Source organism: Streptococcus sp. Marseille-Q8145 (assembly GCF_965112035.1).
The window spans coordinates 76,953-95,498 of record NZ_CBCOPQ010000003.1 but is presented as its reverse complement, the minus strand read 5'-3'; the positions used below and the strand labels follow the sequence as shown (position 1 = coordinate 95,498).

General features: G+C 43.4%; 13 protein-coding genes, 10 tRNA genes and 3 rRNA genes. 2 read left to right on the top strand and 24 right to left on the bottom strand.

From position 1 onward, the window contains the following. Window positions 1-18 precede the first annotated feature (18 nt). Complete coding sequence (locus tag ACWPVL_RS06835; RefSeq protein WP_125370943.1) at window positions 19-201, bottom strand: PspC domain-containing protein; 183 nt, start codon at window positions 199-201, stop codon at window positions 19-21. 567 nt (window positions 202-768) lie between these two features. On the opposite strand from ACWPVL_RS06835, the gene ACWPVL_RS06830 reads away from it, so the two are divergent. Together ACWPVL_RS06830 and ACWPVL_RS06825 are read left to right on the top strand one after the other, a co-directional pair. Continuing rightward, window positions 769-1,188: an NUDIX hydrolase gene (locus tag ACWPVL_RS06830; RefSeq protein WP_454387811.1), complete on the top strand. Its 420-nt coding sequence runs from the start codon at window positions 769-771 to the stop codon at window positions 1,186-1,188. A gap of 55 nt (window positions 1,189-1,243) precedes the next feature. Then, window positions 1,244-2,038, top strand: coding sequence for a peptidylprolyl isomerase (locus tag ACWPVL_RS06825; protein ID WP_125370941.1), 795 nt, complete (start codon window positions 1,244-1,246; stop codon window positions 2,036-2,038). Window positions 2,039-2,235: 197 nt separating this feature from the next. Here the strand turns inward: ACWPVL_RS06825 and ldcB are convergent, their stop codons facing one another. The 23 genes from ldcB to ACWPVL_RS06710 form a co-directional block, all read right to left on the bottom strand. Further along, window positions 2,236-3,018 carry an LD-carboxypeptidase LdcB/DacB gene (ldcB, locus tag ACWPVL_RS06820; RefSeq protein ID WP_454387809.1) on the bottom strand — a complete coding sequence of 261 codons (783 nt, stop codon included), beginning with the start codon at window positions 3,016-3,018 and terminating at the stop codon, window positions 2,236-2,238. A gap of 9 nt (window positions 3,019-3,027) precedes the next feature. Continuing rightward, complete coding sequence (locus ACWPVL_RS06815) at window positions 3,028-4,743, bottom strand: TcaA second domain-containing protein (protein WP_454387807.1); 1,716 nt, start codon at window positions 4,741-4,743, stop codon at window positions 3,028-3,030. Between the two features lie 18 nt (window positions 4,744-4,761). Further along, complete coding sequence (locus ACWPVL_RS06810; RefSeq protein WP_454387805.1) at window positions 4,762-5,892, bottom strand: DUF6574 domain-containing protein; 1,131 nt, start codon at window positions 5,890-5,892, stop codon at window positions 4,762-4,764. A gap of 275 nt (window positions 5,893-6,167) precedes the next feature. Then, window positions 6,168-6,241, bottom strand: a tRNA-Pro gene (locus ACWPVL_RS06805). A gap of 42 nt (window positions 6,242-6,283) precedes the next feature. Further along, a tRNA-Arg gene (locus ACWPVL_RS06800) sits at window positions 6,284-6,357 on the bottom strand. Between the two features lie 18 nt (window positions 6,358-6,375). Then, a tRNA-Leu gene (locus ACWPVL_RS06795) sits at window positions 6,376-6,461 on the bottom strand. A gap of 5 nt (window positions 6,462-6,466) precedes the next feature. Further along, a tRNA-Gly gene (locus ACWPVL_RS06790) sits at window positions 6,467-6,538 on the bottom strand. An 18-nt stretch (window positions 6,539-6,556) separates the two neighbouring features. Then, a tRNA-Thr gene (locus ACWPVL_RS06785) sits at window positions 6,557-6,629 on the bottom strand. A 15-nt stretch (window positions 6,630-6,644) separates the two neighbouring features. Continuing rightward, window positions 6,645-6,726, bottom strand: a tRNA-Leu gene (locus ACWPVL_RS06780). A gap of 5 nt (window positions 6,727-6,731) precedes the next feature. Then, window positions 6,732-6,804, bottom strand: a tRNA-Lys gene (locus tag ACWPVL_RS06775). Window positions 6,805-6,834: 30 nt separating this feature from the next. Continuing rightward, window positions 6,835-6,907: transfer RNA gene (locus ACWPVL_RS06770), tRNA-Asp, on the bottom strand. A 4-nt stretch (window positions 6,908-6,911) separates the two neighbouring features. Beyond that, window positions 6,912-6,984 (bottom strand) — tRNA-Val (locus tag ACWPVL_RS06765). 29 nt (window positions 6,985-7,013) lie between these two features. After that, a 5S ribosomal RNA gene (gene rrf / locus ACWPVL_RS06760) occupies window positions 7,014-7,129 on the bottom strand. A 100-nt stretch (window positions 7,130-7,229) separates the two neighbouring features. Further along, window positions 7,230-10,127, bottom strand: a 23S ribosomal RNA gene (locus tag ACWPVL_RS06755). 126 nt (window positions 10,128-10,253) lie between these two features. Beyond that, window positions 10,254-10,326: transfer RNA gene (locus ACWPVL_RS06750), tRNA-Ala, on the bottom strand. A gap of 53 nt (window positions 10,327-10,379) precedes the next feature. Next, a 16S ribosomal RNA gene (locus tag ACWPVL_RS06745) occupies window positions 10,380-11,926 on the bottom strand. The 16S, 23S and 5S rRNA genes sit together here with 10 tRNA genes alongside, the layout of an rRNA operon. A gap of 409 nt (window positions 11,927-12,335) precedes the next feature. Continuing rightward, on the bottom strand, window positions 12,336-12,965 hold the full coding sequence (nth, locus tag ACWPVL_RS06740; RefSeq protein WP_454387803.1) for an endonuclease III: 630 nt from the start codon (window positions 12,963-12,965) through the stop codon (window positions 12,336-12,338). Between the two features lie 77 nt (window positions 12,966-13,042). After that, window positions 13,043-13,525, bottom strand: a complete 483-nt coding sequence (gene greA / locus ACWPVL_RS06735; protein ID WP_005592281.1) for a transcription elongation factor GreA — start codon at window positions 13,523-13,525, stop codon at window positions 13,043-13,045. 65 nt (window positions 13,526-13,590) lie between these two features. Further along, the gene (gene mltG / locus ACWPVL_RS06730) at window positions 13,591-15,360 is read right to left on the bottom strand and encodes an endolytic transglycosylase MltG (protein ID WP_454387801.1); all 1,770 of its coding nucleotides are present in this window, start codon (window positions 15,358-15,360) and stop codon (window positions 13,591-13,593) included. 98 nt (window positions 15,361-15,458) lie between these two features. Further along, complete coding sequence (locus ACWPVL_RS06725; RefSeq protein WP_454387799.1) at window positions 15,459-15,956, bottom strand: GNAT family N-acetyltransferase; 498 nt, start codon at window positions 15,954-15,956, stop codon at window positions 15,459-15,461. Then, entirely contained in the window at window positions 15,953-16,468 is a 516-nt protein-coding gene (locus tag ACWPVL_RS06720) for a GNAT family N-acetyltransferase (protein WP_454387797.1), read from the bottom strand. Before ACWPVL_RS06720 ends, ACWPVL_RS06725 begins: the two co-directional genes overlap by 4 nt. Before the next feature lie 11 nt (window positions 16,469-16,479). Further along, the gene (murC, locus tag ACWPVL_RS06715; RefSeq protein WP_005591898.1) at window positions 16,480-17,814 is read right to left on the bottom strand and encodes a UDP-N-acetylmuramate--L-alanine ligase; all 1,335 of its coding nucleotides are present in this window, start codon (window positions 17,812-17,814) and stop codon (window positions 16,480-16,482) included. A gap of 35 nt (window positions 17,815-17,849) precedes the next feature. Next, on the bottom strand, window positions 17,850-18,512 hold the full coding sequence (locus ACWPVL_RS06710; RefSeq protein ID WP_454387795.1) for a cystathionine gamma-synthase: 663 nt from the start codon (window positions 18,510-18,512) through the stop codon (window positions 17,850-17,852). Window positions 18,513-18,546: the final 34 nt, after the last annotated feature.

The window sequence follows — 18,546 nt, the reverse complement described above, 5'->3', positions numbered from 1 at the left end:
TTGCAACTAGTTTCTGCCTTATTCTTCTGGCAAAATCACCCAGAAAATGAGGTAGGGAAGAAGTCCAATCCCATAAGCAAAAAAGGAAACTCCCCAGATAACACGGATAATGACCGGATCTATATTAAAATACCGAGCTAGCCCGGAGCAAACTCCTGCAATGATTTTATCATCAGCACTTTTTGTTAAACGTCTTGCCATAATCAAACTCCCTTCAACTACATTACAAGTTTTTGTTAGATTAAACGAACGATTCTTATCTTATTCTACCATAATTTTCCCTAAAATAATTTTCGAAGGTTCATCATCGTCCTCAAAATTTCCGATCCTTTCTTCACTCGAGAAAAGTTTCTGGACATACCCTAGTATAAAACTCGAGAACGAACCAACCAAGAGAATGTTAAGGGAAACAGCCATTACAAAATTTGCTCCCCAAGCTCCCAAATAACGTTCCATTTACAAGGATGCGCCCTAATATTTTGTCAGCGCTTATGATGATCTTTCAAAAAACGAAAGACCAGTTCTTTTACCAAGGGGCCTACTAAAAGAACATCTATTAGAAAGACCGTTATAAAACCAGATGAACAAGATAGCTTCCTTAAAATTTATAGGCACAAGTGCTCCATTTCTGAAGTATAACATTCATTCTAGCATATATATTTTTATAGAAAGCGGAAATTTCAAGAAAGTGTTTCTATAGCTCAGATTGGTAATCTTTATCTATTTTTGCTAGACTATTTAGAAGAAAACAGCAGAAAGGAGAAGAGTATGCGAGCAGGTGTGATTGTCTACAATCCTTTCTTAGACAAGATTTTGCTGATTCACCGCTGGAAGAATGGACAAGAGTATTTGGTAATTCCCGGTGGGACTATCGAACTTGGAGAAGGACCTTTAGAAACCGCCTTACGGGAAATGAAAGAAGAAGTCAATCTTAACTTTTCTGCTGACCAGCTGCACACAGCTTTTTCCTTTAACAATCAGGGAGAAGAGGAGTATTATTTTTACACCAGTCTAAGTACGGATGAGACTCCACTCATGCAGGGCGAGGAGCTCGAGCGCAGTGGTCCCCAAAACATTTACCAGCCCGAATGGGTCAGCTTGCAAGAACTTTACAACCACAATTTGCGTCCAGAAAGCCTCAAATCCCTGCTCTTGGAATTTCTGACGCAGGAAAGTTTGAAAAACTAAAGCACTTATAGTAAAATAGCAATAGTTCATAAACTTATGCATAGAAAGGTTATTTATGAAAAAAATCATTCTTTTTAGTCTTTTATCTGCACTTGCTCTGACAGGCTGCTCCACTAAAGAAGATTCTACTACCAAGTCCTCCAGCGCTCCTAAGCAGTCTTCTGCTACCGATACCAGCTCTGAGGCAGCTGAAGTTCAAAAACTCCGTGAACAATACAAGGATGCCATGACCAATGAAAATGCCAACTTCCCACAACTATCTACAGAAGTTGCCGAAGATGAGGCTGAAGTCAAGATTATCACAACACAAGGAGACATTCGCCTCAAGCTGTTTCCTAAATACGCTCCTTTAGCTGTCGAAAATTTTCTGACACATGCAAAGGAAGGCTATTATAACGGGGTGATTTTCCACCGCGTTATCAATGACTTCATGATTCAGACCGGCGATCCTAAAGGAGATGGCACAGGTGGCGAATCCATTTGGAAAGGCAAGAATGAGTCTATTGACTCAGGAAATGGCTTCAAGAATGAATATTCTCCTTACCTCTACAACTTGCGCGGTGCACTAGCCATGGCCAATGCTGGAAAAGACACCAACGGCAGTCAATTTTTCATCAACCAAAGCAAGAAAGATTTATCCAAACAATTACCAACCGACACCTTCCCAGCTAAAATCATTGAAGCTTACAAGAACGGCGGAAATCCAAGCCTTGACGGCGGCTATACCGTCTTTGGTCAAGTCATTGAAGGCATGGACGTGGTAGATAAAATTGCTGCCACAGAAACTGGCGATAAAGATAAACCCAAAACAGATATTAAAATCGAAAAGATTGAAATTATAAAAGAATAGGACCAGAGTCAATTCGAGTTCTAGTCATCTTATGAGTTATGTCTTAGCATCAACAAAAGAAAAAACCAGTCCCAAAAAGAGGACTGGTTTTACTATGCATTTTTCTAATCATCCAGCAGTTCAACTCCACTTTTAAAGTGAGATATGTAGCTTCTAACTTTTGAGAATAAGGTAGATGCTGAGTCTGCAATTAGATTTTACTGGGCATAATTACCACCTGTAAAATGATAATACTCTTCCAGTGTGAGGCCAGATTCGGAAATTTCCTTGGCCTCTTTTCCTACATAGCGTAGATGCCAACTTTCAGGCACATAGCCAGTAGACCCCTCCTTGCCAACAGGATAGCGTACTACAAAACCATATTTATAGGCATTGTCCAAGAGCCACTGACTAGCTCCCGCTTCTTCAACCAGATTGCCGCTACTATCAATCAGATCAAATGCTAAACCAGTTTGGTGCTCGCTATAGCCTGGTCTTGCCGAATAACGATCAGCCGCAGCTAGTCCATCTCGATTCACATAACTTTGATAAAGGCCGACCTGAGTTTGATAGCTACGAAAACCGCTATATTGGTTGCTGATAGGATAACCTTTGGACTGCATATCTGCGATTAACTTAAGTAGTTCTGCTTTAGCAGTCGGATTCTCACCTGGATTGTAGTCAGCTGATAATGGATAGTGTTTATTGGCGATGACTATTTCGTCATATTTCCCTTGAACGCTATAGTAGCTTCCGTTGTAAGAAACATTTTTATCAACAGTTACGTCCTGTTTCTGCTCCTTCTTAGACTCCGCACTATCCGATTCACTCCTTGTATCTTGGCTAGATGACCGATCTTTTTCAGCCTCTTTTTTTTCAACAGATACCTTTGAGCTACTTGCCTGCTTGTTTGTACTACTTTCAGTCTTGTCTTTAGCTGCTGAGCAAGCACTTAAAAGCAAGACTGCCATTGCTAGAAAAATAAGTTTATTATATTTCATTGTATTCCACTAACTTTCTGAAACTTCAATATTGTAGATTGCAAAGGAATTTCCGGTCGGCTTCAAATAGTAAGTTTTATTTTTTCTATTGACACTATTTGGAGTACTATCAATATAGTGAACTGTATAGTCTTCATAAGTCGTCACAATATAGGAGCCGTTCTCCTCTCTCACTTCACGGATATCCAAAGCTCCTGGATCGTAATAATCAATTTTCGCCTTCTTGACACCACCACCTGTAGTCCATTCAACCATCTCTTTGTATGCTGGACTAGAAGTGTCATAATATTGAGCATAATAATTAGAACGATTAGAGACCGATCTGAAAATAGCCGTGCGATATTCGCTAAGGAAATTAGTGATTTTTGCCTTGTTAGCTTCTACCTTTTTAGCTTCTTCGTCCTTTTCTTTGATCTTATCTGTCACTTCTTTAGGTAAAGATAAAGCAACATCAAGCGTGTCTCCCTTGACAACAATACTTTCCTTGTTGGTTACAAAAGTGTTATCAGCAACAACAAACTTAGCATAAACTTCCAGTTCTTGATGTGGTACAACTTGAATATCTGTTTCCAAGCTACTACCAATTTCCTTGCCATTTACAACAATTTTAAGGTCTGTTGCATTTGAAGCTTCTGCTGGCATAGTAACCTTCAATCGTTTCTTTTCAGACTTAAGATCCAATTTAATTTCATTATTCTTAGCAGTTGCTAAATCAAGCTGGATCTTACTCTCAATTTCTCCGACTTCCGTCTTCCCTTTCAGGGTAAATTCCTGCTTGATAAAATGATATTTGCCAATATTCGTCTCAGCATTCTTACTCAAAGGAAGGCTTTTCTTATCTCCTGCTTTGATGCTCGCATTGTCTAAGTTCGTGTTAACCTTCACCTCTACTGGATAGGCCACTATTTGATATTCCTGAAAAATCCCAAATTTCTTGCTTTTTTCAGTTACACCTAAAAGTTTATTCTGATTGTCATCAATATAGGCTGATTTACCCTTTGACTTAGCAATGTTGTCCAGCTCGGTCTCAATATTGATTTCTTGACTCTCTAAGTGCTCGACCAAAGCCCTCGCGTCTGCACGTGTCCACTTATCTGAGTTAGAAGAGAGCAGATCTGCGATTCCATCATAATCCTTTTTAGTAACCGCTTTTGCAAAATTATCCGTAACAACTTTAACACCTGTCACTGAGCTCAAATAAAGAAAGGCTGCCACCAAAACAGAAAGTAGAATAAGAGGAAAAGCAATCATCACGACCTTCTTCTTCGACCTTCTTTTTTGTATTGGTTTTTGAGGCAATTCCGATTCCAATAATTCAGAGCGAATAGGCAGATTAAGAAAACCTTGATTTCTTGCTTCTAAAAATTCCTCTTTAGTCGGCTTTCTACCAATATTCGTCTCGAAAGCTTGCAGCCAATTCTCCCGTTGCTCTTGGTATTGATCCGATTCTGAAATCTCTTGCTTTTCTTCTTTAGGAGAAGCCTCAACAAATTCTTCTTTGAGAAACTCTAGGGCAGGCTCCTCTTGCCCCAAATTTTCTTCCTGAGTCACCGAGCTTTGCTTCTCTTCAGCTGGCCCATCGTTACTTTGTCCTGCTGAAGCCGCAATAGAAATAATCTTCTTGGGATCAAAGTCAGAACGTTTTCCTTCTAAAAACTCATCTGCGGTTGGCTTTCTACCAATCACTTGCTCAAAAAGCTCAACCCACTTTTCTTTCGTTGTCATAAATCACCTCCAAGAACCTTACATCATCATAAGACTCATCAGCAATGAGAAAGCGATGAAAGTAAAGATAAATGTAATCACACCATTGACAATAATTGCTAGTAAATATTTATAAAAAGGATCCATTGACGTGCTAGATTTTGAATAAATCAAAGCAAAGGTTGCTCCGACCCCAATTAACACTAAGCCGATCCATGCTAGGAAGAGGGAAACAGACATAATCCCAAGTAAGCTAAATAAAGCAGAAAGAGCCACAAAAGGTAAGACAATCGCATAGAGTCTGCCATACCAGTCAAATGCCTTATTAAAGCCAAAGCTTCCATCCTTATAGACCATGCGTTTTACAGCAAAGCCTCCTAAAATAATGGAGAAAAGAACGAGAGCAGCCGCTATCAGTGAGACTAAGAAAAGTCTAAAGTCAAAAGTCGGACCACTATAAAAGCCAAAACTCACCGGAGAAATAATATTATAAAAGTTATAATTCACTACAATAGCTGCAAAGAAAACAGTCAATCCTAGAGAAAGATAGCCATTTAATTTGCTACTTTCAACTTCTGAAGTTGGCGACTTCCAAGCAGAAACAAGCCAAGCCCAGAAACCTTTCATTGTTTTAGAAAATTCACTTGGTTGCGCCGGCTGTTGCTGACTGTAGTAGGCCTGTGGTCCTTGCTGGAAATTCTGCACATTGAACTGGCCTTGCGGATTGTTTTGATAAGCTTGTTGATTGAAGCCTTGCGGACCAGAAGATTGAGGCTGAGCAACAAACTGGTTAGATTGCCCACCATTTGGCTGTTGATAAGGATATCCCTGCTGGGCAAATGATTGTGTTTGATTAGCAAAATGATTTTGGTCAGGCTGTTGCTGAGGAAGCTCTTGATATTGCTGCCCAGTTGGCTGAGCGGACGGTGCTTGCCCATTCTGTTCCTGAAAAGCATTTTGCAGCTGAGCATAGTATTCGCCGTTTGAAGCAACTCCTTGTTCTGGAACAGAGTCTGATATGATTGAGCCAGATTCATTTCCAACTTGGTTCGTACTTGTCACCTCAGAATCAACAAATTCACCAGCCAGCAAAGCTTGAGTAATTTCCGCATCCGTTGCTGAACGGCCATTCACAGCTTCAAAATATTCGAGCCAATCTTGCTTTAACATATAAAAATCTCCCATCAATAAATGATTATCCTAATATTAGTATACAAAAAATCAGGTAAAAATTCAATCAAGGCAATAGGCACGCATAAATAGCAAAAAATATGAAGTAAGCCAAATACTTTAATCAAAAAGTAAAAAGACCAGATCCTATATGGATACTATCTAATTTACGAAAACTTATAAATTATAGAGATATTGTGGAAAAGTAAAAAACCAGAACCCATAAAATATAAAAAACAACAGCATATAGCCGTTGTCTTTTATAAATTAGCATATCGGGAAGACAGGATTCGAACCTGCGACACCTTGGTCCCAAACCAAGTACTCTACCAAGCTGAGCTACTTCCCGATCATAAGTAAAAACGGAGTCATATGACCTCGTCTCCCTTCATGCACCCTAGAGGAGTCGAACCTCTAACCGCCTGATTCGTAGTCAGGTACTCTATCCAGTTGAGCTAAGGGTGCCCTGTCGCATATCCGCTATGCCGAGGACCGGAATCGAACCGGTACGATCGTTACCAATCGCAGGATTTTAAGTCCTGTGCGTCTGCCAGTTCCGCCACCCCGGCCTCAAAGCGAACGACGGGATTCGAACCCGCGACCCCCACCTTGGCAAGGTGGTGTTCTACCACTGAACTACGTTCGCATCTCTATCCAAAAAAAATGCCGGCTACATGACTTGAACACGCGACCCTCTGATTACAAATCAGATGCTCTACCAACTGAGCTAAGCCGGCTCATTTATATTTCTATGCGGGTTAAGGGACTTGAACCCCCACGCCCTAAAGCGCCAGATCCTAAATCTGGTGCGTCTGCCAATTCCGCCAAACCCGCGCTTATGACCCGTACTGGGCTCGAACCAGTGACCCTTTGATTAAAAGTCAAATGCTCTACCAACTGAGCTAACGAGTCTTTCTTCTTGAAACTGTCTAACAATTTCAACGGTCCCGACGGGAATCGAACCCGCGATCTTCGCCGTGACAGGGCGACGTGATAACCGCTACACTACGGGACCTATATGGGAGTTAACGGGATCGAACCGCTGACCCTCTGCTTGTAAGGCAGATGCTCTCCCAGCTGAGCTAAACTCCCAAAAAGGAAGCACTCCGACTTCCTATCCTGCTAAGCGACTACCATATCTCACAGGGGGTAACCCCCAACTACTTCCGGCGTTCTAGGGCTTAACTTCTGTGTTCGGCATGGGTACAGGTGTATCTCCTAGGCTATCGTCACTTAACTAACTGAATTAACTTACAACATCTTGTTGCCTTGTCAACTCAAAATTGAATAACTACTCAAACCTCACAATACTTGCCAAAAGCTGCGCTCAATGAAAATTGGATAAGTCCTCGAGCTATTAGTATTAGTCCGCTACATGTGTCGCCACACTTCCACTCCTAACCTATCTACCTGATCTTCTCTCAGGGCTCTTACTAACTTGCGTTATGGGAAATCTCATCTTGAGGTGGGTTTCACACTTAGATGCTTTCAGCGTTTATCCCTTCCCTACATAGCTACCCAGCGATGCCTCTGGCGAGACAACTGGTACACCAGCGGTAAGTCCACTCTGGTCCTCTCGTACTAGGAGCAGATCCTCTCAAATTTCCTACGCCCGCGACGGATAGGGACCGAACTGTCTCACGACGTTCTGAACCCAGCTCGCGTGCCGCTTTAATGGGCGAACAGCCCAACCCTTGGGACCGACTACAGCCCCAGGATGCGACGAGCCGACATCGAGGTGCCAAACCTCCCCGTCGATGTGAACTCTTGGGGGAGATAAGCCTGTTATCCCCAGGGTAGCTTTTATCCGTTGAGCGATGGCCCTTCCATGCGGAACCACCGGATCACTAAGCCCGACTTTCGTCCCTGCTCGAGTTGTAGCTCTCGCAGTCAAGCTCCCTTATACCTTTACACTCTGCGACTGATTTCCAACCAGTCTGAGGGAACCTTTGGGCGCCTCCGTTACCTTTTAGGAGGCGACCGCCCCAGTCAAACTGCCCGTCAGACACTGTCTCCGATAGGGATCACCTATCCGGGTTAGAGTGGCCATAACACAAGGGTAGTATCCCAACAACGCCTCCATCGAAACTGGCGTCCCGATCTCATAGGCTCCTACCTATCCTGTACATGTGGCACAGACACTCAATATCAAACTGCAGTAAAGCTCCATGGGGTCTTTCCGTCCTGTCGCGGGTAACCTGCATCTTCACAGGTACTAAAATTTCACCGAGTCTCTCGTTGAGACAGTGCCCAAATCATTACGCCTTTCGTGCGGGTCGGAACTTACCCGACAAGGAATTTCGCTACCTTAGGACCGTTATAGTTACGGCCGCCGTTTACTGGGGCTTCAATTCATACCTTCGCGTTACCGCTAAGCACTCCTCTTAACCTTCCAGCACCGGGCAGGCGTCACCCCCTATACATCATCTTACGATTTAGCAGAGAGCTGTGTTTTTGATAAACAGTTGCTTGGGCCTATTCACTGCGGCTGACCTATGTCAGCACCCCTTCTCCCGAAGTTACGGGGTCATTTTGCCGAGTTCCTTAACGAGAGTTCTCTCGCTCACCTGAGGCTACTCGCCTCGACTACCTGTGTCGGTTTGCGGTACGGGTAGAGTATGATACAACGCTAGAAGCTTTTCTTGGCAGTGTGACATCACTCACTCGCTACTAAACTTCGCTCCCCATCACAGCTCAACGTTACAGGTATAAGCATTTGACTCATACCACGCCTCACTGCTTAGACGTACATCCATTCGTACGCACGAGTTAGCCTACTGCGTCCCTCCATCACTTCATACTCTAGTACAGGAATATCAACCTGTTGTCCATCGGATACACCTTTCGGTCTCTCCTTAGGTCCCGACTAACCCAGGGCGGACGAGCCTTCCCCTGGAAACCTTAGTCTTACGGTGGATGGGATTCTCACCCATCTTTCGCTACTCATACCGGCATTCTCACTTCTATGCGTTCCAGCGCTCCTCACGGTACACCTTCGCCACACATAGAACGCTCTCCTACCATACCTATAAAGGTATCCACAGCTTCGGTAAATTGTTTTAGCCCCGGTACATTTTCGGCGCAGGGTCACTCGACTAGTGAGCTATTACGCACTCTTTGAATGAATAGCTGCTTCTAAGCTAACATCCTAGTTGTCTGTGCAACCCCACATCCTTTTCCACTTAACAATTATTTTGGGACCTTAGCTGGTGGTCTGGGCTGTTTCCCTTTCGACTACGGATCTTAGCACTCGCAGTCTGACTGCCGACCATAATTCATTGGCATTCGGAGTTTATCTGAGATTGGTAATCCGGGATGGACCCCTCACCCAAACAGTGCTCTACCTCCAAGAATCTCTATGTCGACGCTAGCCCTAAAGCTATTTCGGAGAGAACCAGCTATCTCCAAGTTCGTTTGGAATTTCTCCGCTACCCACAAGTCATCCAAGCACTTTTCAACGTGCCCTGGTTCGGTCCTCCAGTGCGTTTTACCGCACCTTCAACCTGCTCATGGGTAGGTCACATGGTTTCGGGTCTACATCATGATACTAAGACGCCCTATTCAGACTCGGTTTCCCTACGGCTCCGTCTCTTCAACTTAACCTCGCATCATAACGTAACTCGCCGGTTCATTCTACAAAAGGCACGCTCTCACCCATTAACGGGCTCGAACTTGTTGTAGGCACACGGTTTCAGGTTCTATTTCACTCCCCTTCCGGGGTACTTTTCACCTTTCCCTCACGGTACTGGTTCACTATCGGTCACTAGGGAGTATTTAGGGTTGGGAGATGGTCCTCCCAGATTCCGACGGGATTTCACGTGTCCCGCCGTACTCAGGATTCTGCTAGGTACAGATTCTATTTAAAATACGAGGCTCTTACTCTCTTTGGCTGACCTTCCCATGTCATTCTTCTATAAAATCTGAGTCCACATTGCAGTCCTACAACCCCGAAGAGTAAACTCTTCGGTTTGCCCTCCTGCCGTTTCGCTCGCCGCTACTAAGGCAATCGCTTTTGCTTTCTCTTCCTGCAGCTACTTAGATGTTTCAGTTCACTGCGTCTTCCTCCTCATCTCCTTAACAGAGATGGGTAACAGGTAGTACCTGTTGGGTTCCCCCATTCGGACATCCCCGGATCTGCGCTTACTTACAGCTCCCCGAGGCATTTCGTCGTTTGTCACGTCCTTCATCGGCTCCTAGTGCCAAGGCATCCACCGTGCGCCCTTACTAACTTAACCTTATTTTTGACCTTTCAGTCTTAAACTCATTAATATTCACAGCGTTTCGGTTTATTTTCTTGTTACTATTTGATATAGTTATTCAATTTTCAATGGACAAGTTTAGAATAGTTATCACTATCCTAATGGAGCCTAGCGGGATCGAACCGCTGACCTCCTGCGTGCAAAGCAGGCGCTCTCCCAGCTGAGCTAAGGCCCCACAAGACCTCTCAAAACTAAACATGACGACCAATGGCTTCCGTTTTTCCTTAGAAAGGAGGTGATCCAGCCGCACCTTCCGATACGGCTACCTTGTTACGACTTCACCCCAATCATCTATCCCACCTTAGGCGGCTGGCTCCTAAAAGGTTACCTCACCGACTTCGGGTGTTACAAACTCTCGTGGTGTGACGGGCGGTGTGTACAAGGCCCGGGAACGTATTCACCGCGGCGTGCTGATCCGCGATTACTAGCGATTCCGACTTCATGTAGGCGAGTTGCAGCCTACAATCCGAACTGAGACTGGCTTTAAGAGATTAGCTTGCCGTCACCGACTTGCAACTCGTTGTACCAGCCATTGTAGCACGTGTGTAGCCCAGGTCATAAGGGGCATGATGATTTGACGTCATCCCCACCTTCCTCCGGTTTATTACCGGCAGTCTCGCTAGAGTGCCCAACTAAATGATGGCAACTAACAATAAGGGTTGCGCTCGTTGCGGGACTTAACCCAACATCTCACGACACGAGCTGACGACAACCATGCACCACCTGTCACCGGTGTGCCGAAGCAAAATCCTATCTCTAGGACGGGCACCGGGATGTCAAGACCTGGTAAGGTTCTTCGCGTTGCTTCGAATTAAACCACATGCTCCACCGCTTGTGCGGGCCCCCGTCAATTCCTTTGAGTTTCAACCTTGCGGTCGTACTCCCCAGGCGGAGTGCTTAATGCGTTAGCTGCGGCACTGAGTCCCGGAAAGGACCCAACACCTAGCACTCATCGTTTACGGCGTGGACTACCAGGGTATCTAATCCTGTTTGCTCCCCACGCTTTCGAGCCTCAGCGTCAGTTACAGACCAGAGAGCCGCTTTCGCCACCGGTGTTCCTCCATATATCTACGCATTTCACCGCTACACATGGAATTCCACTCTCCCCTTCTGCACTCAAGTTAAACAGTTTCCAAAGCGTACTATGGTTAAGCCACAGCCTTTAACTTCAGACTTATCTAACCGCCTGCGCTCGCTTTACGCCCAATAAATCCGGACAACGCTCGGGACCTACGTATTACCGCGGCTGCTGGCACGTAGTTAGCCGTCCCTTTCTGGTAAGATACCGTCACAGTGTGAACTTTCCACTCTCACACTCGTTCTTCTCTTACAACAGAGCTTTACGATCCGAAAACCTTCTTCACTCACGCGGCGTTGCTCGGTCAGACTTCCGTCCATTGCCGAAGATTCCCTACTGCTGCCTCCCGTAGGAGTCTGGGCCGTGTCTCAGTCCCAGTGTGGCCGATCACCCTCTCAGGTCGGCTATGTATCGTCGCCTTGGTGAGCCGTTACCCCACCAACTAGCTAATACAACGCAGGTCCATCTGGTAGTGGTGCATTTGCACCTTTCAATTGACTATCATGCAATAGTCAATGTTATGCGGTATTAGCTATCGTTTCCAATAGTTATCCCCCGCTACCAGGCAGGTTACCTACGCGTTACTCACCCGTTCGCAACTCATCCAGAAGAGCAAGCTCCTCCTTCAGCGTTCTACTTGCATGTATTAGGCACGCCGCCAGCGTTCGTCCTGAGCCAGGATCAAACTCTCATTAAAAGTTTGAGTTCTCACTCATTTCTGTCACTGACAGATTTATTGTTTTTTCTTTGTTCAGTACTACAACATTTGTTGTAGCGCCCTGCACATTGGTTCGTCTTGTTCAGTTTTCAAAGGTCTTTATCGCTCTCTCAAGCGACAACTATATCAGTATATCACCTATCCATTACCTTGTCAACACTTTTTTGAAATTTTTTTATCTTTTTTTCAATTTTATTTCCTAACACAATCAATATCACTGATAAATCAATAACTAAAAGGGAAAGGTAACCTCTTCTTCCCTCTCCCTTATTCTCTATATCACCGTGCTGCTAAAGTCTATTAAATATTCCTCTAACTCTCGCAACAGTCTTTTACGCCCCTTAAAACGTTCGCCGCCTAGTAAAAATTTGTATCTAAAGACTCTATCTTAAACATGATCAAAATTGTAAAGTTGAGGATAGTGATCACACTCTGGATTTTTGGGATGGCAAATAGCCCGACCAAAGTAGATCATAGCCTGATGCGCAGCTAGCCAGCGTTCAGGTGGGATAACGTCCATAACACGTTTTTCAACTTCTAAAGGAGTTGCTGACTTTTTGACAATATCGTGGTGTTTACAAATGCGTTCAACATGCGTATCAGCGGCAAAAGCTGGAATACCAAACCCTACACTCATGACCACGTTAGCTGTCTTACGCCCTACCCCAGCTAAACTTTCTAATTCTTCCCGAGTCTGAGGCACCTGTCCATTAAAATCGCTCAAGAGTTGCTGGGCGCATTTTTTTAGAAACTTGGCCTTATTTCGATAAAGTCCTAAACGCGAAATGTGCTTGGCAATATCTGCCTCGGATGCTGCTGCCATAGCTGCTGGAGTAGGATAAGCTAAAAATAGATTCGGTGTAGCTTTATTGACTGCAGCATCTGTCGTTTGAGCGGATAACATGACTGCCACGAGTAGCTCGAAGTGATTTCTAAAATCTAAACTTGGTTTGGCATCGGGAAATAGGGCAATAATCTCCTCGATGACATGGCGTGCTCGTTTTTTTGATAAAACCATCAGTATACAATCTCCTTTGCTTGTTCTATATTATAGCATAAATTGATAAAGAAAAAGCCGAGCGTGCTCGACCTTTCTTAGACTGTTTTTTCAACTTTTAGTATTTTGACGTCATAACTGCCAACTGGTGTTTCTACTGTTGCAATATCACCAGTCTTCTTACCAATCAATGCTTGACCAATTGGACTTTCATTTGAAACTTTTCCAGCAAAAGCATCCGCACCAGCTGAACCAACGATAATGTATACTTCTTCTTCAGTTTCACCGACTTCTTGAATAGTAACAGTTTTACCGATGGCAACTTCATCTTTAGCAACTGAATCGCTATCAACAATCACAGCATAGCGAATTTTAGTCTCTAGACTTGAAATTTGTCCTTCAACGAAAGCTTGCTCATCCTTTGCTGCTTCATATTCACTATTTTCTGATAAATCTCCGTAAGAACGAGCAATTTTAATACGTTCTACTACTTCTGGACGTCGAACCAATTTCAATTCTTCTAATTCTTGTTCTAATTTCTCCTTTTCTACAAGGGTCATAGGATAAGTTTTTTCAGCCATTACTTTATTTTCTCTCTTCTTTCTATTTTTTTGATAAAACAAAATTATGTGGAAAACCACATAATTTAGTTAGAACTTTCACCTGATTGGTTTAATTTGCTATTAACGTGTTCTTCCACATTCTTAGCGTGTTCTTCGTAAGTATTTGCAAAATATACAGCCCCTGTCTCCACATTTGCTACAAAATACAAGTACTCTGTCTTACTTGGATTAATAGTAGCTTCGATAGCAGACAGACTTGGACTATCTACTGGACCAGGCATCAAACCTTGCTTTTTGTACACATTATAAGGCGAGTCAAGATTTGTATCGATTTCAGCATCTTCTTTAAGAGTTGTCTTTTGACCAAGTTTTCCTTGAGCATAAAGAAGCGCAATATTGCTCTGAAGTGGCATAGCTTGGTTCAAACGATTATAAAAGACGCTCGCGATATCTTTGCGATCCTGATCAGTTGATCCCTCTTTTTCAACTAAAGAGGCGAGGGTTAAAACATCATTGACCGTCAGATTCTTAGACTCAATTGTTGAGTAATACTGCGATAGATTTGTATTCATAGCAGCCAACATTTGGTCAATCAGTTCTTCAACCGTGGTTTCTTTTCCATAATCATAAGTAGCCGGGAAAAGATAACCTTCAAGACGATATTTAACACCACTATCCTTGCTCGGCAAAGTTGCTAGAAGCTGCGGATATTTAGCTGCCATTTTTGCAATAAAATCTTCATCTTGAGCTTTATTTAGAAAATCTTCCTTGCTGAATGGTGTTTTAGTATTCTTGTTCGCAGTTTTTGCAGCATTGACAGTAGTTGCTTCGGCAATCTGCTCCAAGGTGTATCCTTCAGGAATTGTTATCTTGCCAAGAACTGGAGGCTGTGGTGTATCTGTTCCACCTTCTTGTAATTGCTTAGCAATCGTGTCTAAGTCCATACTCTTTTGAAGATTATAGTAACCAGATTGGAAATTACCATAACTTCTGATTTTTGAATAAAGATTAAAGACTTGAGCGTTCTTAATCAGGCCCTTCTTTTCTAAAATCTCTCCGATTTGTTTGGTGCTAGAACCGGCAGGAATTTCCACTGTCACATACTCTGTTGATTTGGCATCTACTGGTTTCAGCGCTGAAGAGACATAATTGTATCCTACAAAACCAGTAATACCAAGGCCCAATAGGAAAAGTACCAAGACTGTCATCACGATTCGATTGGCTAGGCCGTTTTTACGTTTTTTCTTTTTACTACTATTGGTACGATCCGCACGAGAACGTTTCTTTCCATGAGCAACATCTCTACGGCTTAGCGTTGGTTCTGCAGTAGAAAAGTCTTTTTTAGCTTCTCTTTCATCTGTAGTGTTTGAATCAGGTAACACTGTTTCTTTTATCTCATCTGCAACTGGTGCTACCTTTTCTTGATAAGCTTCTGAATGAGCCACAGAAGTTTGAACTTCTCCAGACTCTATACTTTCCTTCTTAGCAACATCAGCTTGTCCTGGTCCATCAACATTTGATGGAACTTCCGAAATCGTAGAATTACGAACTATATTTTCTAGCACATCTGCCTGAGTATGAACAGTAGGATCGCTTTTTCCCATTGGCTCTTCTACTTTGATCTTACTAGGTTCTTCCTCTACTGAAGTATCCTTCTCTAGAACCTCATGAGATTTTTCAACAGCAGAAACGAGAGATTCCAAGCTCTCCGCCAATTCCATTTCTTTACCTAAAAGAGGCTGCGCTTCTTCCTGAACTGAGTGATTTTGGGTACCATTGGCTGCTGCCAACTCATTCAAAATCTTCTCTTTAAAACTCAGCGTCTTTTCGTTATCCTGTGAATTTTCAGTCAAAAACTTGATCTCCTTCTTCCATAATCCCTAACATTATATCTTAAAAGTCAGATAAATGCAATCATCTCCGACTTTTAAAACTATATTATTTATGAAAGTTATATCTGGGGATTTTCCCAAACCATATCAAACCATACTTCATCTGCATAAGTTGAGGACGAAGGTCCTTCATTGCCGAAGCCATGCTTCTCATAATAGGCTATCAAATAATCATGACAAGTGAGATTAATACCGTGGCGTTCATCAGCAATCGCAATTTCCTTCATAGTGTCCAACAAGGCTTTTCCTACACCTAAACCCTGTGCTTCTTTAGAAATAGATAGACTAGTCACAGAGATAAATCCGCCAGCCAGATAGCTATAATCTTCAACGTCCTCTGTAAAGGAGATATCTTTTAAATAGCGTTCTGGTCGGACAGGACCTTCTAAATAGCCCAAAATCTTGCCATTTTTTTCTGCGACCAAAAAAGTTGAGGAAATCTTTTCAATGTGTTTCGCCAGTATTTCACGACTAATAGCCTCTTCTGGACTAAAATTTTCCAATTCGATGGCATAAATGGCATCTAAGTCAGCCATTTGAGCTTGACGGATAATCATTCTTTCTCCTTAAAATCAGGATTTTTCCATACCATATTTGACCAGATAGTCCCACCGTGAGTTGAGTCAGAAATCCCTTCGTGGACGAAACCATTCATCTCATAATAAGGTATCGGCTCATCATGACAGGTTAGGCTAATGCCCTCTCGATTTTGCTGAACAGCTATTTCCTTGAGAGCTGCAAGCAATAAGGTTCCGACTCCCTGCCTCTGAAAATCAGGATGGACGGACAGACTTTGGACGGCAATGAAGCCACCTTCTGGAGAATTAGCACCCACCTTGCTAAAGAGGTCATCTGTCAAATATCGCGTTTGAACAGCTGGTCCAACAATATAACCCGCCAGCTGACCATGCAGCTCTGCCAGCAAAAAAGTATCCGGGATGCGTTCAATCCGCTCTTTTAGAACTTCTGCACTGACCGCTTCTGCTGCTGGAAAATTCAGCTGCTCGATTGCAAGAATTTCCTCCCAGTCGCTCAATTCAGCCTGTCTGATTCGAATCGGTGCTTCCATCCAGGCGCCTCCTACTGAACGTTGCTGGTCAGATTGGACAAGAGACGTTCAAAGGAATACTCATAGGTCTGGATGTCACCAGCTCCCATAAAGACGTAAACCGCATTATCGTGATCAAGAAGCGGAGAAACATTGTCCACATCAATAACCTTGGCACGCTTCACAATCTTTTCAGCCAAATCTTCGACTTTGACATCGCCCTTATCCACCTCACGCGCAGATCCGTAAATCTGGGCTAAATAGACTGAGTCAGCCTGATTGAGGGCTTCTGCAAATTCGTCCAAGAGAGCAATAGTCCGAGTGAAGGTGTGCGGCTGGAAGATGGCCACGATTTCCTTGCTTGGATACTTCTGACGAGCTGCATCCAGAGTCGCGATAATTTCCGTTGGATGATGGGCAAAGTCATCAATAATGACTGTGTCGTTGACAATCTTTTCTGTAAAGCGGCGCTTGACCCCACTAAAGGTCTTGAGATGTTCCCTTACTAGATTCAAGTCAATACCTGCAATGTAGAGGAGACCGATGACCGCTGTTGCATTCATAATGTTGTGACGGCCAAAGCTTGGAATCTGGAACTCACCCAGCTCTTGCCCACGGAAAGAAACTTTAAATCCTGAACCACTGGTAGAGCGCAAGAGGTCGTGAGCAACAAAGTCGTTGCCTTCTTCCTTGAAACCATAGTAGTAAATCGGTGCATTTGAAGTAATGCGGCGTAGTTGCTCGTCTTCTCCATAAACGAAGAGCCCTTTTGTAATCTGCTTGGCGTAATCATTGAAAGCATTAAAGACATCTTCCAAGCTTGTGAAATAATCCGGATGATCGAAGTCAATATTGGTGATGATCGAATATTCCGGATGATAAGGCATAAAATGACGTTCGTACTCGTCTGATTCAAAGACAAAATACTTGGCATTAGCAGAACCGCGACCTGTACCATCCCCAATTAGATAGCTAGTATCTGTGATATTAGACAGAACATGAGAAAGAATGCCCGTTGTAGAAGTTTTCCCGTGGGCACCAGCCACTCCTAAGCTGACAAAGTCACGCATAAAGCTACCCAAAAACTCATGGTAGCGCTTGTAGCTAATACCATTGGCATCTGCATAGGCAATTTCCACATTGTTATCTGGACGGAAGGCATTACCGGCAATAATTTCAAAATCTGACTGGAGATTTTTCTCATCGAAAGGCAAAATGGGAATCCCAGCCTGCTCCAGACCACGCTGAGTGAAATAATATTTATCAACATCGCTTCCTTGAACCTTATGGCCCATCTGATGCAACATCAAAGCCAAAGCGCTCATACCTGAGCCCTTAATTCCGATAAAATGATAGGTTTTCGTCATGATTACTCCTTAAATCTTAAACAACTGAAGCCTTATTACCCTTGGGCATCTGAACTCAACTTGGTGATGTCCAATTCCTGTGCCTTTTTATGCTTATTGTGTTTTTCTCGCTTCTTGCCCTTGTTATAGACTTGGCTGGTTTTGAGAAAATCGTAGTTATTCTTTTTCTTTTTTTCTGGATTCGTTGGTACTTCTATGAGAGGTTGAGACTGAACATCTGCTAATATGTAGCTATCTTGCTTTAGCTTATCACTGAACTTCGTTAACCCACCCGGATTTTCCTTTTGGAAAGGGGCTGTTGGTTTAACTGGATTCCCCTCAAAAGGAGGTGCCACCTTCCGACTACGAACCTTATTTGGGAGCTTGCTCGTCAAATAAGCAGCCGAACGTTTTTTCCTCAGATCAGCCCGAGCTTCCTCTCGTGCTTGCTCAGCATAGCGAATAGCTGGATCTTTCTTATCAATTGGCTTTTTAAAGTCCGTAACTGGAGCTTGCTTCTTTCTAGCTTTACTTACAGTTTGACTAGGAGCAGCAGGACTTTCTGGCTTAGCAATCGGCATCCATTCTAAATAATTACGGTCCTGATAGTCCCCTTTAATGTTGCTAATCAGATCCAACTCATCGTACAAATTCATGTGTGGCATTTCTGTCAACATGATTTCGTCATCAGCAATTATAGGAAATTTAGTATTTGTCATAGCATGTCCTTTCAACTCTTCATTATTATAAACT

Excerpts from the sequence above, each read along its gene's own strand:
- ACWPVL_RS06835 (WP_125370943.1), bottom strand. The coding sequence starts at position 201 with ATGGCAAGACGTTTAACAAAAAGTGCTGATGATAAAATCATTGCAGGA.
- ACWPVL_RS06830 (WP_454387811.1), top strand. The coding sequence starts at position 769 with ATGCGAGCAGGTGTGATTGTCTACAATCCTTTCTTAGACAAGATTTTG.
- ACWPVL_RS06825 (WP_125370941.1), top strand. The coding sequence starts at position 1,244 with ATGAAAAAAATCATTCTTTTTAGTCTTTTATCTGCACTTGCTCTGACA.
- ldcB (WP_454387809.1), bottom strand. The coding sequence starts at position 3,018 with ATGAAATATAATAAACTTATTTTTCTAGCAATGGCAGTCTTGCTTTTA.
- ACWPVL_RS06815 (WP_454387807.1), bottom strand. The coding sequence starts at position 4,743 with ATGACAACGAAAGAAAAGTGGGTTGAGCTTTTTGAGCAAGTGATTGGT.
- ACWPVL_RS06810 (WP_454387805.1), bottom strand. The coding sequence starts at position 5,892 with ATGTTAAAGCAAGATTGGCTCGAATATTTTGAAGCTGTGAATGGCCGT.
- nth (WP_454387803.1), bottom strand. The coding sequence starts at position 12,965 with ATGGTTTTATCAAAAAAACGAGCACGCCATGTCATCGAGGAGATTATT.
- greA (WP_005592281.1), bottom strand. The coding sequence starts at position 13,525 with ATGGCTGAAAAAACTTATCCTATGACCCTTGTAGAAAAGGAGAAATTA.
- ACWPVL_RS06725 (WP_454387799.1), bottom strand. The coding sequence starts at position 15,956 with ATGATTATCCGTCAAGCTCAAATGGCTGACTTAGATGCCATTTATGCC.
- ACWPVL_RS06720 (WP_454387797.1), bottom strand. The coding sequence starts at position 16,468 with ATGGAAGCACCGATTCGAATCAGACAGGCTGAATTGAGCGACTGGGAG.
- murC (WP_005591898.1), bottom strand. The coding sequence starts at position 17,814 with ATGACGAAAACCTATCATTTTATCGGAATTAAGGGCTCAGGTATGAGC.
- ACWPVL_RS06710 (WP_454387795.1), bottom strand. The coding sequence starts at position 18,512 with ATGACAAATACTAAATTTCCTATAATTGCTGATGACGAAATCATGTTG.